General features: G+C 50.9%; 19 protein-coding genes. 3 read left to right on the top strand and 16 right to left on the bottom strand.

What is annotated here, in order from left to right; translation table 11 throughout:
* Positions 1 to 561: 561 nt before the first annotated feature.
* Positions 562 to 1,986, bottom strand: coding sequence for a leucine-rich repeat protein (locus tag ACTQ34_RS05105; protein ID WP_441362803.1), 1,425 nt, complete (start codon positions 1,984 to 1,986; stop codon positions 562 to 564).
* A 156-nt stretch (positions 1,987 to 2,142) separates the two neighbouring features.
* Between ACTQ34_RS05105 and ACTQ34_RS05100 the strand changes: the two genes are divergently transcribed.
* A complete protein-coding gene (locus ACTQ34_RS05100) occupies positions 2,143 to 2,487 on the top strand; it encodes a helix-turn-helix domain-containing protein (RefSeq protein ID WP_441362802.1) in 345 nt (114 codons plus the stop codon).
* Between the two features lie 70 nt (positions 2,488 to 2,557).
* On the opposite strand, the gene ACTQ34_RS05095 is transcribed toward ACTQ34_RS05100, so the two are convergent.
* From ACTQ34_RS05095 to ACTQ34_RS05025, 15 genes are all read right to left on the bottom strand, one after another.
* Positions 2,558 to 3,418, bottom strand: a complete 861-nt coding sequence (locus tag ACTQ34_RS05095) for an ABC transporter six-transmembrane domain-containing protein (protein WP_441362801.1) — start codon at positions 3,416 to 3,418, stop codon at positions 2,558 to 2,560.
* A 173-nt stretch (positions 3,419 to 3,591) separates the two neighbouring features.
* Entirely contained in the window at positions 3,592 to 3,801 is a 210-nt protein-coding gene (locus ACTQ34_RS05090) for an alpha/beta-type small acid-soluble spore protein (RefSeq protein WP_441362807.1), read from the bottom strand.
* 19 nt (positions 3,802 to 3,820) lie between these two features.
* The gene (locus ACTQ34_RS05085; protein WP_441362800.1) at positions 3,821 to 5,494 is read right to left on the bottom strand and encodes a recombinase family protein; all 1,674 of its coding nucleotides are present in this window, start codon (positions 5,492 to 5,494) and stop codon (positions 3,821 to 3,823) included.
* A gap of 36 nt (positions 5,495 to 5,530) precedes the next feature.
* On the bottom strand, positions 5,531 to 5,731 hold the full coding sequence (locus ACTQ34_RS05080; protein ID WP_441362799.1) for a hypothetical protein: 201 nt from the start codon (positions 5,729 to 5,731) through the stop codon (positions 5,531 to 5,533).
* Between the two features lie 158 nt (positions 5,732 to 5,889).
* The gene (locus ACTQ34_RS05075; RefSeq protein WP_441362798.1) at positions 5,890 to 6,927 is read right to left on the bottom strand and encodes an aldose epimerase family protein; all 1,038 of its coding nucleotides are present in this window, start codon (positions 6,925 to 6,927) and stop codon (positions 5,890 to 5,892) included.
* A gap of 3 nt (positions 6,928 to 6,930) precedes the next feature.
* Entirely contained in the window at positions 6,931 to 8,427 is a 1,497-nt protein-coding gene (galT, locus tag ACTQ34_RS05070; RefSeq protein WP_441362797.1) for a UDP-glucose--hexose-1-phosphate uridylyltransferase, read from the bottom strand.
* 2 nt (positions 8,428 to 8,429) lie between these two features.
* Complete coding sequence (gene galE / locus ACTQ34_RS05065; RefSeq protein ID WP_441362796.1) at positions 8,430 to 9,422, bottom strand: UDP-glucose 4-epimerase GalE; 993 nt, start codon at positions 9,420 to 9,422, stop codon at positions 8,430 to 8,432.
* A 41-nt stretch (positions 9,423 to 9,463) separates the two neighbouring features.
* On the bottom strand, positions 9,464 to 10,750 hold the full coding sequence (locus ACTQ34_RS05060) for a galactokinase (RefSeq protein WP_441362795.1): 1,287 nt from the start codon (positions 10,748 to 10,750) through the stop codon (positions 9,464 to 9,466).
* 156 nt (positions 10,751 to 10,906) lie between these two features.
* Positions 10,907 to 12,562: an ABC transporter permease subunit gene (locus ACTQ34_RS05055; RefSeq protein ID WP_441362794.1), complete on the bottom strand. Its 1,656-nt coding sequence runs from the start codon at positions 12,560 to 12,562 to the stop codon at positions 10,907 to 10,909.
* Between the two features lie 15 nt (positions 12,563 to 12,577).
* On the bottom strand, positions 12,578 to 14,086 hold the full coding sequence (locus ACTQ34_RS05050) for a sugar ABC transporter ATP-binding protein (protein WP_441362793.1): 1,509 nt from the start codon (positions 14,084 to 14,086) through the stop codon (positions 12,578 to 12,580).
* A gap of 199 nt (positions 14,087 to 14,285) precedes the next feature.
* Positions 14,286 to 15,569: a substrate-binding domain-containing protein gene (locus ACTQ34_RS05045; protein ID WP_441362792.1), complete on the bottom strand. Its 1,284-nt coding sequence runs from the start codon at positions 15,567 to 15,569 to the stop codon at positions 14,286 to 14,288.
* A 186-nt stretch (positions 15,570 to 15,755) separates the two neighbouring features.
* Positions 15,756 to 16,727, bottom strand: coding sequence for a substrate-binding domain-containing protein (locus ACTQ34_RS05040; protein WP_441362791.1), 972 nt, complete (start codon positions 16,725 to 16,727; stop codon positions 15,756 to 15,758).
* On the bottom strand, positions 16,714 to 18,438 hold the full coding sequence (locus tag ACTQ34_RS05035; RefSeq protein WP_441362790.1) for a sensor histidine kinase: 1,725 nt from the start codon (positions 18,436 to 18,438) through the stop codon (positions 16,714 to 16,716). Before ACTQ34_RS05035 ends, ACTQ34_RS05040 begins: the two co-directional genes overlap by 14 nt.
* The gene (locus tag ACTQ34_RS05030; protein WP_441362789.1) at positions 18,435 to 19,709 is read right to left on the bottom strand and encodes a response regulator; all 1,275 of its coding nucleotides are present in this window, start codon (positions 19,707 to 19,709) and stop codon (positions 18,435 to 18,437) included. The genes ACTQ34_RS05035 and ACTQ34_RS05030 overlap by 4 nt, the downstream gene beginning before the upstream one ends.
* 498 nt (positions 19,710 to 20,207) lie before the next feature.
* Positions 20,208 to 20,321 (bottom strand): small, acid-soluble spore protein, alpha/beta type, encoded by a 114-nt coding sequence (locus tag ACTQ34_RS05025; protein WP_302667028.1) that lies wholly within the window; start codon positions 20,319 to 20,321, stop codon positions 20,208 to 20,210.
* Between the two features lie 248 nt (positions 20,322 to 20,569).
* Here ACTQ34_RS05025 and ACTQ34_RS05020 point away from each other — a divergent pair, with 248 nt between their 5' ends.
* Entirely contained in the window at positions 20,570 to 23,137 is a 2,568-nt protein-coding gene (locus tag ACTQ34_RS05020; RefSeq protein ID WP_441362788.1) for an NYN domain-containing protein, read from the top strand.
* 62 nt (positions 23,138 to 23,199) lie between these two features.
* On the top strand, positions 23,200 to 23,628 hold the full coding sequence (locus tag ACTQ34_RS05015) for an RrF2 family transcriptional regulator (protein ID WP_441362787.1): 429 nt from the start codon (positions 23,200 to 23,202) through the stop codon (positions 23,626 to 23,628).
* Positions 23,629 to 23,643: the final 15 nt, after the last annotated feature.

Raw genomic sequence — 23,643 nt, 5'->3', positions numbered from 1 at the left:
TTCCTTAAATTCTTTGCTGTAACGTTTCATTGCGATCCCCTCCGTCTCTGTTCGTTCAGTTTAACAGATTTTTGGGGAATTTGCGACTGCACTTACAGGGTACTACTCCATTGCGATTATATAATTACATATTTAAAACATTTGCTATTGTAGATAAGATGATTAGATGTGTATATACAATATATTTAGCTCGCCCTATATGCATAAAACGCTTAAAGACGTATGAAAATGAGAGCATAAATGCATTTCTAAAGGAATACGACCTATTATGCAAAAAATTGAATAAGTTGACTACATATGATTTTTATTTTTGGCAATATTATAGACGAAGCAATTTAAACAAAGATATTATTCAATTTCTTGATCAATGGGGAATAGAAGACTTTCAAGTATGGATATACTTTAAGATAGCTCTATCAAACAAGAATCAATTCAAGTTTCTTGAACAAATGTATTCTCGCTTGCATGAGAAACAGAAAGATAATTAGGATATGATATTGTTGCTGTTATAACTAAAAAGACTCGACTAATCTTCTTAGTCGAGTCTTTTTAGTTATTAGATTATGCCATAGCGCGGTATAAAAATGTTACAATTTGTCCCCTGGTGCAAGTTTCATTAGGTGAAAAACTGGTTTCAGAAGTACCAGCAGTAACACCTTTTTCATATGCCCACGCTACAGCATTGTTCAATGCTGAAAGAGGCGGGATATCAGTAAATTCAACATCGGTTTTTATATCATTGGGTTCACCCGATAGTTTCCATAGATAGGTCACTGTTTGACCACGGGTACAGGCAGTATTGCCTTGAAAGTGATTGCCAGTTTCCAAGTTGTTTTCTTGAGCCCAAAGAGCAGCTTTGTAATAGTAAGCACTTGAAGTAACATCAGCAAAACGATATTCGTTAGTAGGCTCTGGTGAGCCATATGCACGCCATAGGAAAGTTATGATTTGAGCTTTTGTACAGGTTTGGTCAGGCGAAAATGTGGTAGCTGTTGTTCCTGATGTTATCCCATTTTTTATTGCCCACTGAACGGAATCAAAGTAGTAAGCATTTTCCAATACATCATAAAAAATGTTTATCTCAGGATCAGAAGGAGTGGGCGGTGCAGGAGTAAGTTCATCTGGATCGGTCGGAGGATTGGGGTTAGTTGTTGTGCCAGTATCGGTAGTATATGGTTGTGATATATATCCGTTCCATGTGGGAGTACTCCATCCAGAAGAATTAGCAGGATAGTAAATTATAACGTTAGCTTTTGTGGAGAATATATCGGAGCCAATTTTGGGTGCATTGCCTGCAAAGTAAACAGATTCTAAATTATGTGCAAGTCTAAAGGACTTATTTCCAATAGTTTGGAGATTAGTTCCAAAAGTAATCTTTTTTAAACTTTTGAGTGAAGCACTGGTGTAAGTGGTCGAAACTTCGGTCACAGAATTAGGGAATCTGATTTCCTGTAAAAGATCGCAATCTCTAAATGCGCTCGTATCAATCGCTTGAATTCCTTCTAAAAGTGTTACTTCGCTTAATGTTTCACAATTACCAAATGTACTTTTTTCAAGTCTTTGGACACTTCCCGGAATTGTGATTGAAGCCAGATTTTCACAGCTGGAGAACGCTGATTCGCCAATAGATGTTACACTACTGGGAATAGAAATAGATGTGAGGCTGTTGCAGTATGAAAATGCATTTTTTTCAATACTTGTAATAGTATCAGGTAGTGTGACTCTGATTACATTGCGACAATATGCAAAGGCGTTTTTACCTATAGTTGTAACTGGAATATCGTATATTTCTTCTGGGATATCTATATCAACAAGTTTGCTGCTATTTTTCACATCTTTGATGGTACCCGTAATGGGATCAAAAACTAGTTCTGCACCGCCATTAACAGGGTAGGTATAGTCAGCTGCAAAGGCCGGGGTGCTCATAGTAAGTATTGCCGCAAAAGAGAATAATAAAGTAAATAATCTAAGTATGCTTCTTTTCATTTCACTTTCTCCTTTTACCAAATAGGCTATTGATTTAAATCTAATATAGCATTTTGGTAAATTGAAGTCAATGAAATATCATTACTTTTATTAATGATATTATAATGTGGAGAGGGGAGGTGTCATTGGTTAAACTAATGACAAGGCGGTGATTCTGTGCAAATAAAAAAACCGATTAATGTTCGCATTGGATCTAATATTCGTGTTGAAAGAGAAAAAGCAGGATATACTCAAGAAACTCTTTCAGAGATTCTCGGTATTACGCCTAATCATTTAAGCGCGATTGAAAGAGGAGTATCTGGGGCTTCTTTGGAGATGATTGATACGTTATGCACATTGTTTGGGATCACTTCAGATACTCTGTTTTTTGGGAATCAAGGACAAACTGATTATAGCGCTAAAATTGCCTTACAACTGGGGAGAATTAAGCCGGAATATCGACCTCAGATTCAAAAAATGTTAAGTGCCTTGATTGAAATTATTCTGAAACAGGAAAAATGAGTATCTAAGTCTCAGATTAGGAGCAGAATACCTACTTTATAATATAGTATATTGATTTTTGTATATCTAGTTAGTGAGATAAGTCTTTTAGCCTGTGAACTGTCTCTTTTAAGTTTTTCAGTGTAATTATATTTTCACTCACGTCGCTAACATAGGCATTTAACATGTCCACATATGTAATTGTTGAAACCAATAAGCCGCTAGTGAAATTTGTAGTAGTAACTATAGACAATACTGCAACTATTAACAGTATTGTCTGTAAAAGGTGAGTGATAATAAATATGACAGATTCTGAATCGGAATTATGTATTTCTATATTTAAAATTCGTTGGATAAAATTTTTATATACTTTCGGATTTCTACTAGAAATGATGCTAATACGTTTTTCCTCGATGCTTTTAGCCTTTTCATAGTTGCAAGTTATTTTTGATTGATATGGATATGTACTAATGGGAATAATTAATGAGAAAATGATTGCTAATACAAATACAAATATTCTAGATTCATGATAGAGAAAAAACAGCGAAACCATTATTCCAAGGACTGTAGAAAAAATTTGAAAGACATTTGCTTCTAAAAAGTTGGGAATATCATCAACTAAACTTAAACGTGCATTAATTAAAGAATTATCCGCTTCAGTTTTGCAAATATACGCATAGTATGAGTTGCTTTCCTCCGATACAATTCGACTATATATTCGGGTATCTAGGCACTTGTTAGCAGTAGTTGAAATACCAAAAATTATTTGTAGTCCAATCCATATTCCTAGCCAAGTATATTTATGTTGCAGTAGATCATCAATACATCTTCCGATTATATATGGATTTATCACTATTATAAGAGACTCTATCAAATCCATAAACCAGACTACGGAAATTTGTAGTGGAGCTTTTTTATAAACTCGAAAAATTTCTGAAATTAAAAATCTCATAATATCATTTTCCTTGTTCCATAAGTATATTTATTATTATAGCAGTTTATAGTCTTGCTGCACCATATTTTCGCCTTATAAGGTGTTGAAACATCGCAAATTTTAGTTTGATGTGTTATTTAACAAAATAAGCAAAAGGCCGAGGATAAGTTCCTCGGCCTCTTGTGTTATATTTATGCGGTAACAGTAGCGGTATACGAAATCCGTTGAACGTGTCCCAATGCGGTACGATCTGCCCGCTCATAATTCGCAGTTCGTACGGGTGTCATGATGTTGACCATCTGACCGCCGATAGAGCCAGCCTGACGGGAAGTCAGATCGCCATTATAGCCCTGCTTCAGGTTGACGCCGACCTCCCTTGGTGTATCTGCACCATCTAAAATGTTGAATGGGAAAGACGATTCAGAAGTTGCAGGGTTGTTCCAACTTCGGCTCGTTTTCCATGTTGATTTCACCGATAAAACGATAGAAGATGCGGATGTCTTGACGGTAGGGCGTGTTGCGGTGGGTTGCTTTACGCAGTCCGTTTTCGAATTGCTTGGGTCCAACTTCAATACGATCGATAAAGGTGAGCAGCGTTTCGCGGTCAAGTTCGTCAATGTGGCTGCACTGTTTGGCAAGCAAAAAGAAACGTTGATAGCGTTCTTCGGTGTCCTCCTGCTCTGGAAGTGCCTGCGACAGCTCTGCGATAACGGCCTGATGTGAGGCGGATTCCTGTTCGAGCGCTTGGACCATGCGGGTCAGTCGGTCGTCATCTAAACGACCTTCGGCGTTGTCCGTATACAGCTTGGTGACAATTTTGTCGATCGTCAGCAGGCGAGCCTGTGCCTGTTGCAAGCGGGCTTGCCGTGCTGCGCGTTCGCCGGTGTCATGCTCTTTTTTTACTGCCGCACGGGCGAGTGCCTCGGCCTGCGCATCAGTCAGTGCGAGCAAGGCGTTTAAATCCTGTCGGATGACTTCAATTAAGTCGACATACTTGATGCGCACGCCATCGCAGCGGTTGGCAATGTCACCGCGCTGATGGGTGCAGGACAGATACCAGTATTTTTCCCGTTCGCCCTTGTACACCGTACCGCAGGAGCAGAGGGAATGACCGCACCGTGCACAGAATACAATGCCTGAAAAGATGCTTTTTCGGATTGCATTCTGAGACAAAGCGGTACGCCGTCCTCGGCCCAGATTGCGCTGCGCCTGATCGTAAAGAAGTGAAGCAATCAGGGGAGGATGTGTGTTGTGTGTGATTGCCCATTCGCTTTGGGGAACTGCGACCTTCTTTTTGGATTTGACACTGATCTTGCGGCTTTTGCCGAGCATGGTATGCCCAAGGTACACCGGGTTTTTCAGAATACGCTTGACCGTGGTGTAGTTCCACAGATCGGAGGCGCGTGCTGCGCCCTCCGGACTGAAGTCATCGCGGAATAGTACACGGTATTTGAGCGGTGGGATGACACCATCCGCGTTTAGGTCGAGGGCGATTTTGCGTGAGGAATCTCCGGCGGCCGCTCGCTCGAAAATGCGCTGAACGATGGAGGCAGTCTGCTCGTCGGGAGTAAGACGGTTTTTATCCATTGGGTCTTTGCGGTAGCCGTAGGGGGGGCAGGCGCAGTACTGTCCGTTTTCCCGCTTGCTGCGCAGCACATCCTTGACCTTGCGTGAGCCGTCCCGCAAATAGACTTCGTTCATAGCGAATTGGAACGGTGCCATGACATTTTCATGGGCGGTGTCGAAGTTGTCTGCGATGGTCAGATAGCGGATGCCGTTCTCCGGGAAGAATTGCTCGGCATAGTAGCTGGATTCGCGCATGTCGCGCCCCAGACGGGACAGGTCCTTGGTGATGACCATGTTGGCCTTGCCGTCATGCAGCTGCCGCAGCATGTCCTGAAATGCTGGACGGTCAAAATTGCCGCCGGAATAGCCGTCATCCACAAATTCCCGCACAAGTGTGATACCATGACGATGGCAATAGTCCTGAATCATCTGCCGCTGGTTTGCAATGCTGGAGGATTCGCCGCTTCGCGCTTCCTCATTGGAAAGACGAAGATAGGCAAAAACAAGTTTCAAATTACCGGTTCTCATGTGATATGCTCCTTTCAGAACCGGCTCACCAGTCGATTATACCGCAGTGCCGATTCCCTCGTCAATGGATGATGTTGTGTGTGCGGCTTGCTGCATGCGCTGCCGGAGCAGGTCACAGGCCGGGACGTTGCCGATATACTGTCGGCTGACGATAAATGTGCCTGCGCCGATGCAGGTCTGTGTTCCCCGCACTGTTCGTGGGGGAGATTTGTAGGCCGTATGCGTTGCAGTGTTCATAAAAGCACCTCCTTTTTGTGGTAATTTGCGTCATAAAACACACTTTTATTCCTTTCCCAACCGAGCGATACACCGTGCGGAGCATAAAAAAACAACCGGGATACCGCAACATATGTTGCGGTATCCCGGTTTGTTGTTATGTGATTCTTCTGATGCAATCAAGTCATGGTTACGCGGTAAGTGGTGGTATGGTGATATGTTTCTCCTGCCGGAAGCACAACAGAGGGAAAATTCAGATGGTGAATGGCATCCGGCCAAGCCTGCGTTTCCAGACAGAATGCCGACCGCGGTCCGTAGCTGGCGCCTTCCTTACCGGGGCTGCCGTCCAGATAGTTGGCTGTGTAGAGCTGCAAACCGGGCTGGGTGGTGCAACACTCCAGACACAGACCGCCGCCGGTCACACGAGCAACTGGTTCCAGAGGGGAGACCGGTTCGGTGCGCAGCACAAAATTGTGGTCGTATCCGTTGCCCAGCGTCAGCTGAGGATGCTCCATCGCCAGTCCCTGTAGAAAGTCTCGCGGAGAACGTAAATCGAAGGGGGTTGATTCCACCGGCAGCAAGACACCGGTGGGCGTGCTGTCGGCATCGGTTTCGGTGATAGCATCTGCCCGGATTTCTACCTGCTGCCCTTCCAGAGAACCGTAGTCGTGTCCCAGAAGATTGAAATAGCTGTGGTTGGTGAGGTTGCACAGAGTATCGGCATCGCTTTTTGCTTGATAATCCAGCGAGAGCGCGCCGTCAGCGGTAAGGGAATAGGTCACCTTTACTTTGAGTGTACCCGGAAAACCCTCTTCTCCCGCCGGGCTGACATGAGTGAGAACCAGAGTTCCGTTGTCGACCTCCGCCTTCCACACCGCCCGGTCAAAACCACGCATGCCTCCATGGAGGCAATTGGGGCCGTTGTTCGCAGCCAAGGGATAGTGGATGCCGTTCAGATCGAAGGATGCACCGCCGATACGATTGGCCACGCGTCCGACTAATGCTCCCAAATATTTGTCCTGCGCCTCATACTCGGCCAAGCTGTTATATCCCAGCACAATGTCACGGCTTCCGTCGGGGGAAGGGACGGTAAAGGAGCGAAGGACGCCGCCGTAGGTAAGCACCTGAGCGACATAATGGCCCGCGCGCAGTGTCCATTGTTCCACTGGCTGCCCCTCAGCGGTTACGCCGAAGGGCTGTCGCATGAATTCTGTCATATCTTACACCTGCCTTAAGAATCGGAGGAAGGCTTCCTTGCCTTCGGTCGTGCGGGCATATACGCCGGCATGCTCCAACACCTTGGCAAAGACTAAGCCAGTTTCTTTATATACCGCGTCCAGCGCATTGTCTGCGGTGAGCTGATATTTGTCCCGGAAGCCCATGGCCCAGCTGGCGTGGGAAGCGGTGAGGGGGTCGGCCTCTAAGTCATCACCGGAGACCAGCTTTTGTGCCACAGCGGCCAGCTCAGTCTTGAGACGGGCCGGGAGGACAGCCAGCCCCATTACTTCGATGAGGCCGATATTCTCTTTCTTGATGTGATGGAGTTCTGCGTGTGGATGATACAGCCCCAAGGGATGCTCCGGGGTGGTGAGGTTGTTGCGCAGCACCAGATCCAGCTCGTAGTCGCTGCCGCGACGGCGGGCAATGGGGGTGATGGTGTTGTGCGGTTCGCCGTCTGTTTCCGCATAGATGACCACGCTCTCGTCAGTATAGCCGCGCCACAGCGTCAGGATGCGGTCGGCCAGATCAATCAGTCTCTGGGGATCGGAGGCGGTGATACGGATGACCGACATCGGCCATTTGACGATACCCGCCTGCACGTCCTCATAGCCAGGGAAAGTAAAGGGGGTCTCTATTGGTGCTTTCTCCATGGCGAAGGTGTACCGTCCGCCTTGGAAATGATCATGCGCCAGAATGGAGCCGCCAACAATAGGCAGGTCGGCATTGGAGCCTACGAAATAATGCGGAAACTGTCCCACAAAGTCCAGCAGCTTGGCAAAGCACGCCCGGTCGATTTTCATCGGGGTGTGGATCGCATTGAAGCAGATGCAGTGCTCGTTGTAATACACATAGGGGGAGTACTGCAAAAACCACGGTGAGTCGTTGATGGTGATGGGAACGATACGATGGTTCTGCCGGGCGGGGTGGTTGACTCTGCCGGCGTACCCCTCGTTTTCCGCGCACAGCAGACAGCGGGGATAGGCTGAAGCCGGCATGTTGCGTGCCGCAGCGATGGCCTTGGGATCCTTTTCCGGTTTGGACAGGTTAATGGTGATATCCAGTTCACCGTAGTCGGTGGGAGCCTTCCACTGGACATCCTTCGCGATGCGGTCGCGGCGGATATAGTTGGTATCCTGACTAAAGCGATAATACCAATCGGTTGCTTTTTGCGGATTTTCCTGCCGCAGGGACTGGAAGGTATCGATGACCTGCGCAGGACGGGGCGTGAGCACGCCCATTAGCGCGGTGTCAAACAGATCGCGGTATACGATGGAGTTTTCCTCCAAAACGCCCCGTGCATGGGCGTCGTCCATGAGGGCGTCGAGCACGGTAGGAAGGTCAATGTCCTCCGGCATTTCCGTCTCGGGGGGCGTATAGCTGTCAAGTTTGAGCACACCCAGCAGAGCGTTTGTCGCCCAGATTTCCTCACAGGGCTGGATAAGACCTTTGCGCAGCGCATAGGTCACCAGCATGGTAATGGCTGTGTCACGTTCCATGCTCAACCCTCCGTATAGCCGTGGGGGTGGCTCTTGTGCCAGGTCCAGGCGGAGGCGACAATGGTGGACAGGTCATTGTATTCGGGCTTCCAGCCCAGCACCTTAACGGCCTTTTCCGAGGAGGCAATGAGCTGGGCCGGGTCGCCGGCCCGACGGGGAGCCATTTTGGCAGGAATCGGATGGCCGGTGACTTCCCGGGCCACATCGATGACCTCCTTGACGGTGAAGCCTACGCCGTTGCCCAAATTGAATACGTTGTTTGCGCCGCCGTTCATCAGGTAATCCAGCGCCAGAATGTGAGCCTGTGCAAGGTCGGTGACATGAATGTAGTCACGAATACAGGTGCCGTCCTTGGTCGGGTAATCATCTCCGAACACGCTGATCATCTCGCGCTGGCCCAACGGCACTTGAAGGATAAGCGGAATCAGATGGGTTTCCGGATTATGCGCCTCACCAATCTGACCGGAGGCGTGCGCGCCGCAGGCGTTAAAATAACGCAGTGCCACATACTTCAGGCCATGCGCCCGAGATACCCAGCCCATCATGTGCTCCATATCCAGCTTGGTCTGACCGTAGCAGTTGGTAGGGCAGGTGGGGTCATCCTCCAGAATCGGCACACGCTCTGGCTCACCGTAGGTTGCGGCAGTGGAGGAGAAAACGATTTTGTCGATACCATGTGCCACCATGGACTGGAGAAGCACCATGGTGCCGTGGAGATTGTTATCGTAATACTTCAGCGGGTCGGACATGGATTCCCCGACCTGAGAGGAGGCGGCGAAATGGATAACGCCGTCAATTTGCTCGGTCTCAAACAGAGTATCGAGCGCTTTCTTGTCTCGAGTGTCCAGCTCATAGAATTTCGCCTTGGGATGAACCGCAGCACGGAAGCCGGTTTGCAGATTATCGGCTACCACGACCTCACGCCCCGCGTCAATCAGTTCATATACCGTATGGGAGCCAATATAGCCGGCTCCACCCAGCACTAAAATCGCCATGTTACAGATGCGCTCCTTTCACATCAAAGCAGTTGTATGATTCAAGACCAGAGAACTGTACCGCCCACCGGGCGAATCCGCAGCACGTGACAGCAGCCGGTACCCAACGCGCCTTCTATCTCACTGCGGAATACATCAAGAATGTCCAGCGGGACAAAAGCCTGAATGGTTCCGGCAAAGCCGCCGCCGTGCACGCGGCAGGCGCCGCGGCCCTTCAGTGCGCGCTGCGCAACCGTCAGCGCAACTGCCATGGACTGTTCCTGTACGGCGCCGGCAGGGGTAATATCCTGCAGCTGTTCCCAGGAGGAATGACCGGACTCATTGACCAGTGCAAGGAAGGTATCCATATCGCCGTTGGCCAGCGCGTCGGCCTGCTTGGCTACCCGCTCATTATCGGCCAGGAAATGCAGTGCGCGAAGCACCGCGCGGTCTCCCACCGCTTTGCGCAGCGCGGGCAGATTGCCGAGCACGTCGGTTTCCTCCACCTCGCGCAGCACCTCTTTGCCGAAAAAGGCAGCTACGGTTTTCATCTCTCTGGGGACTGCAGCGTATTCGTCTGTCAGATCGGCGTGGTCTGCACCGCAGTCGATGATGCACAGGGCATAACCCAAGCTGTCCAGATCCACCTTTAGCGCCCGAACAATCGGGGCAGCAGGATTAGCAAAGTCGATGGTTACAGCACCTCCAACTGAGGAAGCCGTCTGATCCATCAGTCCGCAAGGCTTGCCGAAATACACATTTTCTGCCTTCTGGCCCATCTGGGCAATTGTTACCGGGTCGAGTTCGCCTCCGCAGAACAGATGATTCTCAATGACGCCCAACAGTACCTCGCACGCCGCAGAGGAGGACAAGCCGGAGCCGGGCAGCACATTGGATGTGGCATATACATCAAAACCGGCTACGGTATAGCCTTTCTGTGCGGCCTGAGCCGCCATACCGCGCACCAATGCGGCGGTGCTTTCTTTTTCTTCTTCCTTGGGGTCCAGCGTGTCCAGCGCCACCTCTACCATCGGCCAGCCTTCAGACTGAAAACGGATGGTATTGGTGCCGTTTGGGCTGGCACAGGCCAAAAAGTCCAAATCGACCGCACCGGCCAGGACACGACCGTGCTGATGGTCGGTGTGGTTGCCGCCAATTTCTGTGCGACCGGGGGCAGAGCACAGAGCTACAGGTGCGTCGTCTCCGACAGCAAAGGTTTTCTGAAATTCATCCAGCACTTTTGCGATCCGCTGGCGGGCGGCTGCCAGATCATCATACAGCAGATGGGATAGCGGATCATTCAGTTCTCCGGCATCCAGTGCGCGTCGTACATCGCCCAATTTTTGCATGGTTGTATTCACTCCTTTTGGCCCCGGCAGACCGAGGCGCTGCTTTCAAACACAGTATACATCTTTTTTTAGTAAGTGTAATAGAAAGCCGCTGCAAGCAGGCGGGACCTTTATAGTTGCCTTGCAGCGGCTTTTCGTTTTTAATAAATGGTTTTCTTACTTCTTCTGCACGTACTTCAAGCAGTCGAGCATAACGGCTACCAGAATGATGATGCCGGAGAATACGAACTGCAGGTTGGTGTCAATACCCAGCGTGGTGAGGGAGTAGGTCAGGGCGGTGAAGATGAATACGCCCACAACGACACCGGAGATCTTACCGATACCGCCGGTAAACGAGATACCGCCTACTACGCAGGCTGCGATGGCGTCCATTTCCCAGCCTTGACCGTAAGCTGCAGAACCTGAGCCAACCATACGGATGCATTCCAGCCAAGCGCCGAAGCCATACAGGATACCAGCCATGACGAATGCGCCAACCGTGACCCAGAATACGGAGATACCGGACACAGCAGCGGATTCCGGGTTGCCGCCTACTGCGTACAGGTTTTTGCCGAAAGTGGTCTTGTTCCAGATGAACCACACAATGACTACCGCTGCAACCGCCCACAGAATGATGGTGGGGAAATTGTTGATGCGGGGGATAATCATGTTGGGGATGTTCGGGTCAATTGCACCGAAAGACACACCCTTGGTGGAATAGGTGACCAGGCCGAAGATAACCAGCATGTTCGCCATGGTGGAAATGAAGGGATGCATTTTGAACTTCGCCGTAAAGAAACCGGCGATTGTGGTGAACACGGTGCAAAGCACGATGCACACAACCAGCGCCAGAAGAACACGGGCAATGACCGGCAGGCTGGTAAAGTCAAAGATATGACCGAACACGGAGCCGGTGTTGATGCCCTGATGCATGACGATAGTTGCCGCCGTCATGCCCATGCCAACCATACGGCCGATGGACAGGTCGGTGCCGGCCAACAGAATCAAGCCCGCAACGCCGAGCGCCAGGAACATTCTGGGCGAAGCCTGCTGGAGAATGTTCAGCACGTTGTTTACCGTCAGCAGCTGTACGTTCTTCACCAGCGGGGTAATGATACACAGAGCGATGAAGATAATGATAATGGCGATATACAGACCATTTTTCAGCAGGAAATCACGGCGGTTGAATGTGTACTTGTAGTTCTCCCACCGCTGCGCCATGGATTCACCAAACGAGAATCTGGACATGCGCAGCAAGTCGATGAGGTGGAACTTGTGTTCAAAGGCGGCGTGCTGCCGGTCCTTCACCTCCTGCAGATTCTTAGCCCGCTGCATTTTGGCGTCAAAGAGCCGGTTTTTGTGGACGTACTTTTCATCCTTGATTTCATGCGCATCGCTGAGCTTGGAAATCGTGCTCTGATGCTCTTGATTTAGTTTGGCGACCGTTGCGCGGTATTTTTCCTCGACAAGCACCTTTTCGTCCTTGCAGCTTGCAATGACCGCCTGATAGTAGTCCGTATTGAAATGGGCTTTTAAGTAATTCTCCGCGTCGCTAATCAGTTTGGCGATTGTATCTTTATTTCGATTCTCGACCGCCTTGGCTTTCTCCAGTTCCGTCTGAAGTTCCCGAATGCGGGCTTCTTTCTCTTGAGCGGTGTAGATTTTATCCCGCTTCAGGCTGTCGATGGCGCTTTGGATTTCGATCACCTTATCGGTGCCGTCCTCGCGCAGGTCATTAATCTGATCTTGAATTTTGCCGACATATTCGTCGATGGGCTGGCGAAGCTGCGCTTCCTGCTCAGCCGTAAGAATTTTTGTACTTGTTGATGCCATAAGCGATTTCTCCTACTACAGGTATTTTGCGCTAAGCCGCAAAAGCTCTTCCTGATCGGTCTCTTTGGTGTTGACAATGCCGGAGAGATGTCCGTTGGACATAACGCCGATACGGTTGGTGATGCCGAGTATCTCTGGCATTTCGGAAGAGACGACGATGATGGTCTTGCCGCGCTTGGCCATATTAATGATCAGCTCGTAAATCTCGTATTTGGCGCCCACGTCGATGCCTCGAGTGGGTTCGTCCATCATAAAGACCTGAGGTTCCCGTTCCAGCCACTTGCCGAAGATAACCTTTTGCTGGTTGCCGCCGGACAGGCTGGAAATCATATCGTCGGGGCCCATGCACTTGGTGTGCATGATCTTGATTTCCTTGTTGGTCGCTTTTACCATCTGTGCATCAGACAAGGCAAAACCGCTCTTGTACTGATTCAGATTCGCAATGGTCGTGTTAAAAGTGAGGTCACATTTGAGGAACAGTCCGTTGGCCTTGCGTTCCTCGGTGATCATGGCGAAGCCGTGCTCAATTGCCTCTCTGGCACTGCTAAAATTCATCAGACGGTTCTTGAAATAAACACGGCCGGCAGCACGTGTTCGAACACCGAAAATCGTTTCCAGCAGCTCGGTGCGTCCGGCACCCACCAGACCGTACAAGCCGAAAATTTCGCCTTCCTTTACATCAAAAGAGATGTCCTGAAGATAGGGGGCGTACTTGGTGGAAAGGTGCTGCACCGACAAAATCGTGTCTCCCGGTGTGTTGTTGACCGGGGGGAAGCGACTCTCCAGGGAGCGGCCTACCATGGCGGTGATAAGCTCGTTCATGTTGGTGTCCTGCGAGGGTTTGGTCATGACCAGATTGCCGTCGCGGAGTACGGAAACCTCGTCACAGATTTCAAAGATTTCATCCATTTTATGCGAGATGTAGATGAGAGCAATGCCCTGCTCCTTCAGCATCCGCATCATTTCAAAGAGTTTATCGACCTCCTGCACGGTAAGGGAGGAGGTGGGTTCATCCAGAACAATTACCTGAGAGTTGTAGGAAATTGCTTTGGCGATTTCACACATCTGTCGTTGGGAAACGGACATGTTTCGCATGGGTTGGGTCAGGTTGACCGTCATACCCAGCTTGCGGAACAGTTCCGAAGCTTTCTTTTTCATCCTGCCTTCGTCGACCATGCCCACGGAATTGGTGGGATAGCGGCCAAGAAACAGGTTGTCTATCACATTGCGTTCCAGACATTGGTTAAGTTCCTGGTGCACCATGGCGATTCCGTTCTCCAGAGCATCCTTAGGGCCGGAGAAGCTGATCTCTTTACCATTCAAAAAGATCTTTCCTTCGTCCTTCTGATATGTGCCGAACAGGCACTTCATCATTGTGGACTTGCCGGCGCCGTTTTCGCCCATCAGTCCCATGACCGTTCCGCGCTTGACATCCAGATTGATGTGATCGAGCACTCGGTTACGGCCAAAGGATTTACTCATGCCGCGGATTGACAGGACAATATCGTTTTTTGCATCTGTCATTCTCGTTACTCCCGTTTATGCAATATTGCCAGATTGGGCGGACACAAGCGCTCCGCCCTGATTTCCTTGGAAAAACAGGATTGGGGAGAAGGGATTCTTCCGTATGGAGAATGGCTTCTCCTAAGACGGAGAATTCCTTCTCCCCAATCACATTGGCTTGTTACCTATTGTTTCGCTTGAAAAAGTGTTCGAATTCGAATTACTGATTCAGCAGAGCAGTGTAGGAAGCTGCGTTGTCGGTCTTAACCATGTTGATGGCGAAGGCGTCGTACGCGCTCGGATTGCTCAGACGGTTGGTGATGTTAGCCTCGGTCTGGCCGTCGCCGCCGATGTACTCTACCTTCAGGTTGAGCAGATCGTCATAGTTCTGCAGCAGCGGCTGGTAAGTAGCGCTGAGGAAGTTATCAGCAGCGTTGTAAATGTTCAGCCATACGCTCTTTTCCGGATGAGCGGATGCATCCAGCTGATTGCTGACCGGCGCGTAAACCTTGGTGGAGTCGGTGAAGTCGTTGTAGTTATCCTTGGTAACTGCTACGTTCAGAGCGTAGTAGGAGCGAGCGGACTCGTCGTAGTAGTAAACGTCGTCGCTCAGTACGTTGCCGGCGTCATCCTCGGTGCCGATACCGGTGTCGATATCCACGCCGTCCAGTGCGTTGCGCAGTACGCGTAGGGTCAGGTAAGCCTGAACGTCAGCGTGCTGGCTGATGGTGCCGCCGTAGCCTTCTGCGATAGCAGCTACTGCGTCAGCGTTGGCGTCATAACCGAAGGTCGGAACCTTGTTGGTCTTGGACCAAGCGTTGAACATGGACATGCCCATGCCGTCGTTGTTAGAAGCTACGATGTCGATCTGGTCGCCGAAGGAGGAAGCCCAGGTGCCGATCGCGTTGCCGGCGGTAGCAGCATCCCAAGTTGCACCGGCGGAGTTCTTCATTTCCTGAGAAGCCAGCTCACGGACGATGTAGGTCTTACCGTTGACTTCCAGAGAGCCGTCCTTAACAGCGGTAGCGGAGCCGTCGGCGTTGCTGCCTACGGGATCGCTGTTGATAGCGCCGTTGGTTTCAACGGCAGTACCGAGAGCTGCACGGACACCGCGGGTACGGGCGATGGAGTCGTTATGACCGATGTCGCCGATAGCGAGTACATAGCCGATGATGCCGTCGCCGTTGCGGTCGATGGTGTCAATGTTAGCCTTTACGTAGTCCAGAATCATGGTGCCCTGAAGCTCAGCGCCCTGATTAGCGTCAAAGCCTACGTAGTAAGTGTTTTCGTTAAAGTTCAGAGCGGTCATATCCAACTCGCCGGTCGAGCTATTGGAGGGCTGACGGTTGAACCATACTAAGGGCTTATCCTTGTTGGCAACTTCTGCTGCTTCCGTACCGCTGTTGTTCTGCGTAGTATCCGAAGTGTTGCCGCCCGAAGAGCAAGCCGCCATGCTGGCCATCATCGCAGCAGCCAGGGTAAGCGCGAGTACCTTTTTCTTCATAATGATTCTCCTTTTCTCCTTTTAGTTGGAAGGGGCATTCTTTAGAAGTTCCTTCCTGCTTGTTTTCATTGTATGGGAAACAATACGGAAAAACAAGGTAAAAAATCACCGAAAAAGGGGTAAATTTCATTGAAATTTATTATAAAATGAAATTTTTAAATCTTTAAATTGTGCATATTTAACAATTCAGCGTCTGTCGAATGCGAACAGAGCCTTTTGACTGTCTACATCAAAAAGGTTGTTCCGATCCACAATCTGAGTTGAGGTGTCCACGATGCGTTCCATCCCGCCGGCTTGCCCGGCGAGCAGCTTATAAGCGCTTTCCACGCCCAGATAGCCCATGGCATAAGGATTCTGCACAATAAGGGCATCGACCGAGCCTTCCTGCAGGCCGTCCACGGTGGCTACGTTGGAGTCGAAGCCCACCAGAAAAACCGTTTCGGACAGCCCCATCTGTTCTACTGCCTGTGCTGCGCCCACGCTGGTAGGCTCATTAAAGGCCAGCAGCACATTGATTTCCGGGTGGGTTGTCAAAAGAGAGATGGTGTCCATTTTGGCGTGGCTCGCCTCCGCCAGTGTGTTGATGACGCTGACAACTTCGGCCCGGTCGCTGGCGGCAAAAGCATCTGCCGCACCTTGTTCCCGCTCCTGACCGTTGGCGCTGCTGATGTCATAATTCACAATGCCGACCCTTAGCGGGGTTTTTACCCGTTCAAGGGCTGCCTGCGCTGCCATCTGTCCGGCGGCGTAGTTATCCGTGCCGATATAGGTGCTCACTGCTTCGGAATCCACATTGCTGTCGATGGCTACGATTTTGACGCCGTTTTGGGCGGCGGCATCAATCGCTGCGGCGTTGTTTTCGTAGTCGATGGCAGAAAATACAATGGCTTCGGCTCCTTCATTTACCGCATCTGCCACCATTTGATTCTGTGCTTCGAAATCCTCTTCGGTATTTGGGCCAATGATGGTGAGCTTGAGATTGTATTCTGTGGCGGCAGCCTCCGCCCCGGCAAAAACAGACAGCCAGAACTCTGTTTGTGTGGACTTGGCCACCAGCGCTACCGTATGCTGTCGGGAGTAGTCGGTGCCGGTGGAGCAGCCGCACAGCAGTACACAAAGCATAACTGCCCATACAGAGCCCCATCTATTTCGTCTCATAATCTCCCTCCTGTATTTTAGGCATGCGAATTTCCACACAGGTCCCTACGTCCGGCTCGCTGCTGATGTGCAGGCCGTACTGCTTGCCAAAATAGATTTGCAGCCGGTCGTTGACATTTCGGATACCGATGCCGGTGCGGTCCTCCGGTCCACGCTGTAAAATGGACTGAATCAGCTCGTCACTCATGCCTACGCCGTTGTCCCGGACGTCGAATACAATGTCCTCTCCGTCCTGCCGCACCTGCACGGTAATGCGGCCTTCATCCACCAGCAGGTCAAGACCATGGTTGATGGCGTTTTCGATAATGGGCTGCAGGGTTATCTTGTTGCAGTAATAGTTCAGGCACGCAGGGTCGACATCGAACTCATAGGTAAACTGGTTTTTATAGCGGTATTTCTGAATTTGCAGATAGCTTTCCGCATGCTCGATTTCCTTGGCGATGGGGATAAGCTCATGTCCCTTACTGATGCTGATGCGGAACAGCCTGGCCAGTGCGTGAATCATTTTTACCGCATCGTCATTGCGGCCCTGCTCACACATCCAGGCGATGGAATCCAGCGTGTTGTACAAAAAGTGAGGATTGATTTGCGCCTGAAGCGCTTTCAGCTCGGTTTTGCGAAGGTTGATTTCCTCCTCTCGTACCGTGGTCATGAGACGCTGGATGCGCAGCACCATATGCTCGAAGGAGCCGGAAAGCTCCTGCACCTCACGGGTGCCGCCTACAGGCAGATAGGTGAAGTGGTCGGCATCGGTTTCAAAACTTTCCATGGCGTCGGCCAGACCGCGGAGCGGGCGGGCCAGCAGTCGGGAGAGCAGAAAACTTGTCAACACCGCTGCCGCGAGCATCACCACTCCCAGTGCAAGGGAGAGGCGAATCATTTCCCGGAAGCTGCGGTTAACCATTTCATCCACATAGCTGACGCCCACGATACGCCAGTCGCTGTCTGCCACGCTGGTGACGGAATAAATCACGGTGTCATTGACATAGGCGCCGTCTGCTAAAGAAGCCAGAGAGGTGGTGTCCTCTGATTTCAGACCCGCGTACAGCAGCTGCTGCTGGGGATGATAAACAATGTTACCCTCTTTGTCCATGAGAAAGCAGTAGCCGCGCTGGCCGATGCTGACGTTATTGATGTAGGTAGAGATGCTGGAAAAACTCAGGTCAAGCGATACCCAGGCTGTCTGGTTGCCTGACTCCAGCGGCACGGTCATGGTCACCACCCAGGGGTAATAGCCTTCGAAGATACTCTCCACATGGGGAGCGGTCATATAGGCGCCGCCTGAGGCGCGCGCCCGGTCCAGATTGAAGGAAAGATTTTGATAAATGACCTCCCGGGGTTCTCGATCAAGGCACCAGCAGTCCAACATCTTACCGGAAGGCGAGTAGCTTGTTACGGCAACCACATCCGGGCGAAAGGTCAGAAAGGCATCTAGGAGCTGGTTTCGATTGTCGGCGCTTTCCAGAAGGGACCATTCCACCAGAGACATGGCCTGCTCCATGCTTTGCAGATAGTTGCCGACCGTGTTGGAAACCTGAGAAACCGCTTGGTCGCTGCTGGTAAGGGCGCTCTGCACCATGGCGCTGCGGTAGCGGTTGAGAAAAAGAAGAATGCTGCTGCACAGGATGACCGCCACCACACCCAGTACCATGGAAACCAGAATGGTGGTAATGCGCAGCCCCGTGCGGGAAACGCCATCCTTCACAATCACTCACCTGCCTTTTCCCGATCCAGCCTGCGGCGCATCGTGCTGGGGGATTCACCGCAGTATTTTTTAAAGCAGTAGCTGAAGTAGTGCTGGTCGGTATAACCGCACCGCTGGGCAATTTGCTGAATCTTGAGTGGGGAGGATATCAGCAGCTCACGGGCGGCTTCCATCCGCTTGCGGATGAGAATGTTGATGAAGGTTTCGCCGGTGTATTTTTTGATACAAGTGGAAAGATGATTGGGGCTGACGGTCAGCATCCCGCTGAGCGATACCAAAGAAAGGTCGGCATCCATGTAGTGCTGGTTGAGTGACTCCATGGCCCGCTTGCACAGCAACTCGCCCCCTTTGACGGACGGAGATAAGTCGCTGATGAATTGTGCGCCGCTTTCCATGCGGTCGCCCTGACGAAGAGCCTCCATTGCCTCTCGATACGCATCGTGGAGGGCGGTCAAATTCCGTGTCGTGCGGCTGATGCCGATACGGCAGCATTTGCCCAGCACACGATCAGCCATTTGGGGAATTTCATCCGCCAGGATGTGAAGGTATTTGTCAAAATCAGATGGATTACCCAGCAGCACGGAAATCACTTTGCCGGAAGCAAAAAAATGGGCGCCGCGCAGATATTTTGTTGCCAGTCGATTGACCGACGCGACAAAAGAGGGAGGCGTGCAGTTGCCTCCGTCTGTTTCCAGCAGGGTGGATACCATCACAATATAGTGGGGACGGTCTTCCATATCCCGCAGCAGGCCGCACTGCCGTGCATAAGCCTTGGCCCGCGGCTCACCATCCGGCTCGGCGTAGTCATCCAGTACCAGAGGCATCAGCATTGCAGTCTGCAGGTCCAGCCCGCCGGGATTGGGGGAGGCCTGCCGGAACATGGCAAACTGGGTGTCAATCTTCTGCCTGATATTTTGCAGCTCCTTACTCAACCCTTCCATGGTCAAAGGCTTGAGCATATAGCTGATGATGTTATACTGGATCGCCTGTTTGGCGTATTCGAAATCATCATAGCCGCTGAGAAAAGCGATATTGGTGGCAGGTCGAATTTCGCGTACCTGTCGGGCAAGCTCGATGCCCGAAATGAAGGGCATGCGGATATCGGTGAGCAGCAGGTCAGGCTCGCATTCCTCCACCATCTGCAGAGCATCCAGCCCATTGCTGGCACTGCCTACCAGACGGAAACCGTAGTCCTCCCAGGGAATCATGGTACATACTGCTTCCCTTAATTCATCCTCATCGTCCGCGACAATCACAGAGTATAGTGATTTAGCCATAATGGCACCCATCCTTTCCTAACCAAGGATTCTGTTGTGCAGTATTATACCAAATTTCTCCCCATTTCGCAAAACAAATTCTGCATAGTACACAAACGGGCCTGGCGAAATGATATCGGATGGGACGGTAGAGAATCTGTTCGATGGGAGAAATGGCAATGATTTGATAAAAAGGCGGATAATGCCAAAGTGTCACATATTACAAAATGATGGAAAAATGTACTGCGTTTCTGTGTAAAATCACAAAACGGGGGGTATAGAATGTTCGGGTCAAGCAAAATGAAAAAGTTGAGGAGCGGATCAGAGGGAGAGACGAGTGTGCACATTGGGAATGACAGCGGCAAGGATGCGGATGAGATGCGGGGCGGAAAGAGTTTCGCTGGAGAACACAGAAAGATAGGCTGTTAAAACGATATGGTAACAGAAAACGGCCGCCTCCCGTTTCGTGGGAAGCGACCGATTGGGGGTGTGAGCCGGTATGTAGTGTGGTTAGAGAGTTTAAGATGGAGAAGAGACAGCAAGGTCGGCTGCCGCCTCCATCTTAAAGCGATCCATTGCGGCGCGTGCTTCCGGAACCATACCCTGATTAGAACCATTCTTCGTGTTAGTCATGTTTTTTTCTCTCCTTTTGTTTGATTTTTGTTTTTGGGGTTTTGCTGATAGTATTTTGTGCGCAAAAACCCGCAATATGAGATGAAATTGCTGTTCTTCGAGGAAAATGCTGCGCAATTTATGTGCAAAAATTTCAATAATGTCTTTTTGAAAGGAAAAAATGTTGTGTGCGTGCAGCAGTTGGAATGTCTTGTGCTTTAACTACTTTTTTGATATAATATTATAAATCAATTAACGAGAAGGAAGCTATGAAACGATTTGTCATCGGTATTCTGGCGCATGTGGATGCGGGGAAAACAACGCTGTCTGAGGCGCTGCTGTATCTGACGGGCGCAGTGAAAAAACTGGGACGGGTAGACCATCAAAATGCCTTTTTGGATACGTTTGCGATTGAGCGGGAACGTGGCATCACGGTTTTTTCCAAACAGGCCGAGCTGTCGCTGCCAACGGCTGCGGTGACGCTGCTGGACACGCCGGGGCACGTGGATTTTTCTGCGGAAATGGAGCGCACGCTGCAGGTGCTGGACTACGCAATTCTGGTGGTCAGCGGGACGGACGGTGTGCAGGCGCATACGCAGACGCTGTGGCGGTTGCTCGAGCGGCATCATGTGCCGACCTTTCTTTTTATCAATAAAATGGACATCCATCCGGACACGCGTGAAGCGCGTATGGCAGAGCTGAAAAAACGTATGGGGGATGGATGTATTGCCTTTGACCGGCCGGATACCATGGCGGAGGAAATCGCCATGTGTGATGAGACGCTGCTCGAGCGGTATCTGGAAACAGGCTGCGTGGAGCAGGAGGAAATCGCTTCCCTGATTCGCGCTCGCAAGGTGTTTCCGTGTTATTTTGGTTCTGCGCTGCGGCTGGAGGGCGTGGAAACGCTGCTTGACGGACTAGAGCGTTATACGCAGCAGCCACAGTATGATAGTGTATTCGGTGCACAAGTATTCAAAATCACACGCGACGGACAGGGCAACCGTCTGTCACATCTTAAAATCACTGGTGGCACGCTCACGGTGCGTGCGCTGCTGTCCGGCGAAGAAGACGGCGGCTGGCAGGAAAAGGTCAACCAGATTCGTGTGTATTCGGGCGAAAAATTTCAATCGGTCGAGCGGGCGGAAAGTGGTATGGTTTGTGCTGTGACCGGTTTGACTCACACCAAGCCCGGCATGGGATTGGGCAGTGCGGCGGGCGCGCTGCCGCCGGTACTCGAACCGGTATTAGGCTATCGGGTGCAGTTTCCGGATACGTATGACGCACATACTATGCTGAGGAATCTGCGTCAGTTGGAAGAAGAGGACCCGCAGCTGCGCGTAGTCTGGAACGAGCGTTTGGGTGAGATTCATTTGCAGCTCATGGGTGAGGTGCAGCTGGAAATCCTGACCCGCGTGATTGCGGAACGCTTTGGCGTGGCGGTCACATTTGATGAAGGTAGCATCGTCTATAAGGAGACGATTGCTACGCCTGCGGTCGGCATCGGCCATTTTGAGCCGCTGCGCCATTATGCAGAGGTACATCTGCTGCTGGAGCCGGGTGAGCGTGGCAGTGGCTTGCAGTTTGCCACGGCATGTCCGGCTGATACGCTGGATATCAACTGGCAGCGTTTGATTTTGACGCATCTGGCAGAGAAAACGCATGTCGGTGTGTTGACCGGCGCGCCGATTACCGATATGAAAATCACACTGCTAACCGGTCGCGCGCATGTCAAGCATACCGAAGGCGGTGATTTCCGCGAAGCAACCTATCGCGCGGTGCGCAACGGTCTGATGCAGGCGGAAAGCGTGCTGCTCGAACCATATTACGCATTTGAACTGACGCTGCCGGAAGAATGTGTGGGCCGTGCGATGAACGATATTCAGCGTATGGAGGGTACATTCGAGTCGCCCGAGCCGCAGGAGGATGGCGTGCTGCTGACCGGCACGGCACCGGTCTCCACGATGCGCAATTACTGGACCGAGGTGGCGGCCTATACCAAAGGACGCGGACGGCTGGTGTGCACGCCGGATGGCTATGCGCCTTGCTACAATGCCGCGCAGGTAATTGAGAAATGCGGCTATGAGCCGGAGCACGATACCGAAAATTCCTCGGATTCTGTCTTTTGTTCGCATGGCGCGGGCTATGTCGTTAAGTGGGACGAGGTGCGCGCACATGCGCATATGGATGCAGGCGTGTGTTTGCAGCCGGAGGAAGAAGAGCCGACGGTTCAGCCCGTGCGCCGTACGGCGGCGTCATCCGGCTTGGATGACGATAAAGAGCTGCGTGCTCTGTTTGAGCGCACCTACGGTCCGATTCGTGACCGCGGCTTTGAAGCCTTTCGGCAGAGCCGCAAAAAGGCGGAGACAATCGAGCAGCTGTATGTTACCCGCATTCGTGCGGATGACTATCTGCTGGTCGACGGGTATAATATTATTTTTGCATGGGACGAATTGCGCAGCATGGCGGCTGCGGATATCAATGCGGCACGCGAAGCGCTGGTGAATGTATTGAGCAATTATCAAAGTGTGCGCAAGTGCCATTTGATTGTGGTGTTTGATGCATACAAGGTCAAAGGGGGAATGGGGTCGATTGAAAAACGGCATGGTCTGCATATCGTTTACACCAAAGAGGCGGAAACGGCGGACATGTATATTGAACAGGCATCCTACGACCTCTCCCGCACGCACCGTGTGCGCGTTGCCACATCGGACGGCATGGAACAGATGATTATTCTGGGACACGGTGCGGAGCGCATTTCCGCCACAGAACTGAAATGGGAAGTGGAGCAGGCCAGCCAGCATATTGCAGATGTGATTGCGCGTTTGCGGCGGGAATAATATGCGGCGGATGCAGAAAAGTGGCGGCTTTTTGAGGAATAATGTTGCAAAGGGGTATGCATATGAAGATTTCGACAAAGGGAAGATATGCGCTTCGTCTGATGATCGATCTGGCACAGCATGATGCTGCCGGCTACATCCCGTTGCGGGATATTTCCAAAAGGCAGGAAATATCGGCTAAATATCTGGAACAGATTGTCGTTCAGTTGTCGCGTGCGGGTTTTGTTACATCCACACGCGGCGCGCAAGGCGGATACCAGTTAGCACGGCATCCGTCGGAATATACCGTTGGGGATATTTTGCGTATTACAGAAGGTACGCTGGTGCCGGTAGCGTGTCTGGAACATGATCCGGTTGAGTGTACGCGTGCACAGGAATGCATTACACTGGACTTTTGGCGTGGCTTATATGATGTGGTCAATCGGTATGTGGATTCGGTTACGCTTGAGGAATTGGTCAACCGCGGCAAAGCATTGGATTTTTCCATTTGAAAAAATAACGCCGGA

It is taken from the genome of Agathobaculum sp. LCP25S3_E8, assembly GCF_052117165.1.
Classification (GTDB): domain Bacteria; phylum Bacillota; class Clostridia; order Oscillospirales; family Butyricicoccaceae; genus Agathobaculum.
Note: the sequence above shows the minus strand (reverse complement) of the source record. Positions and strands in the feature narration are given on the sequence as shown.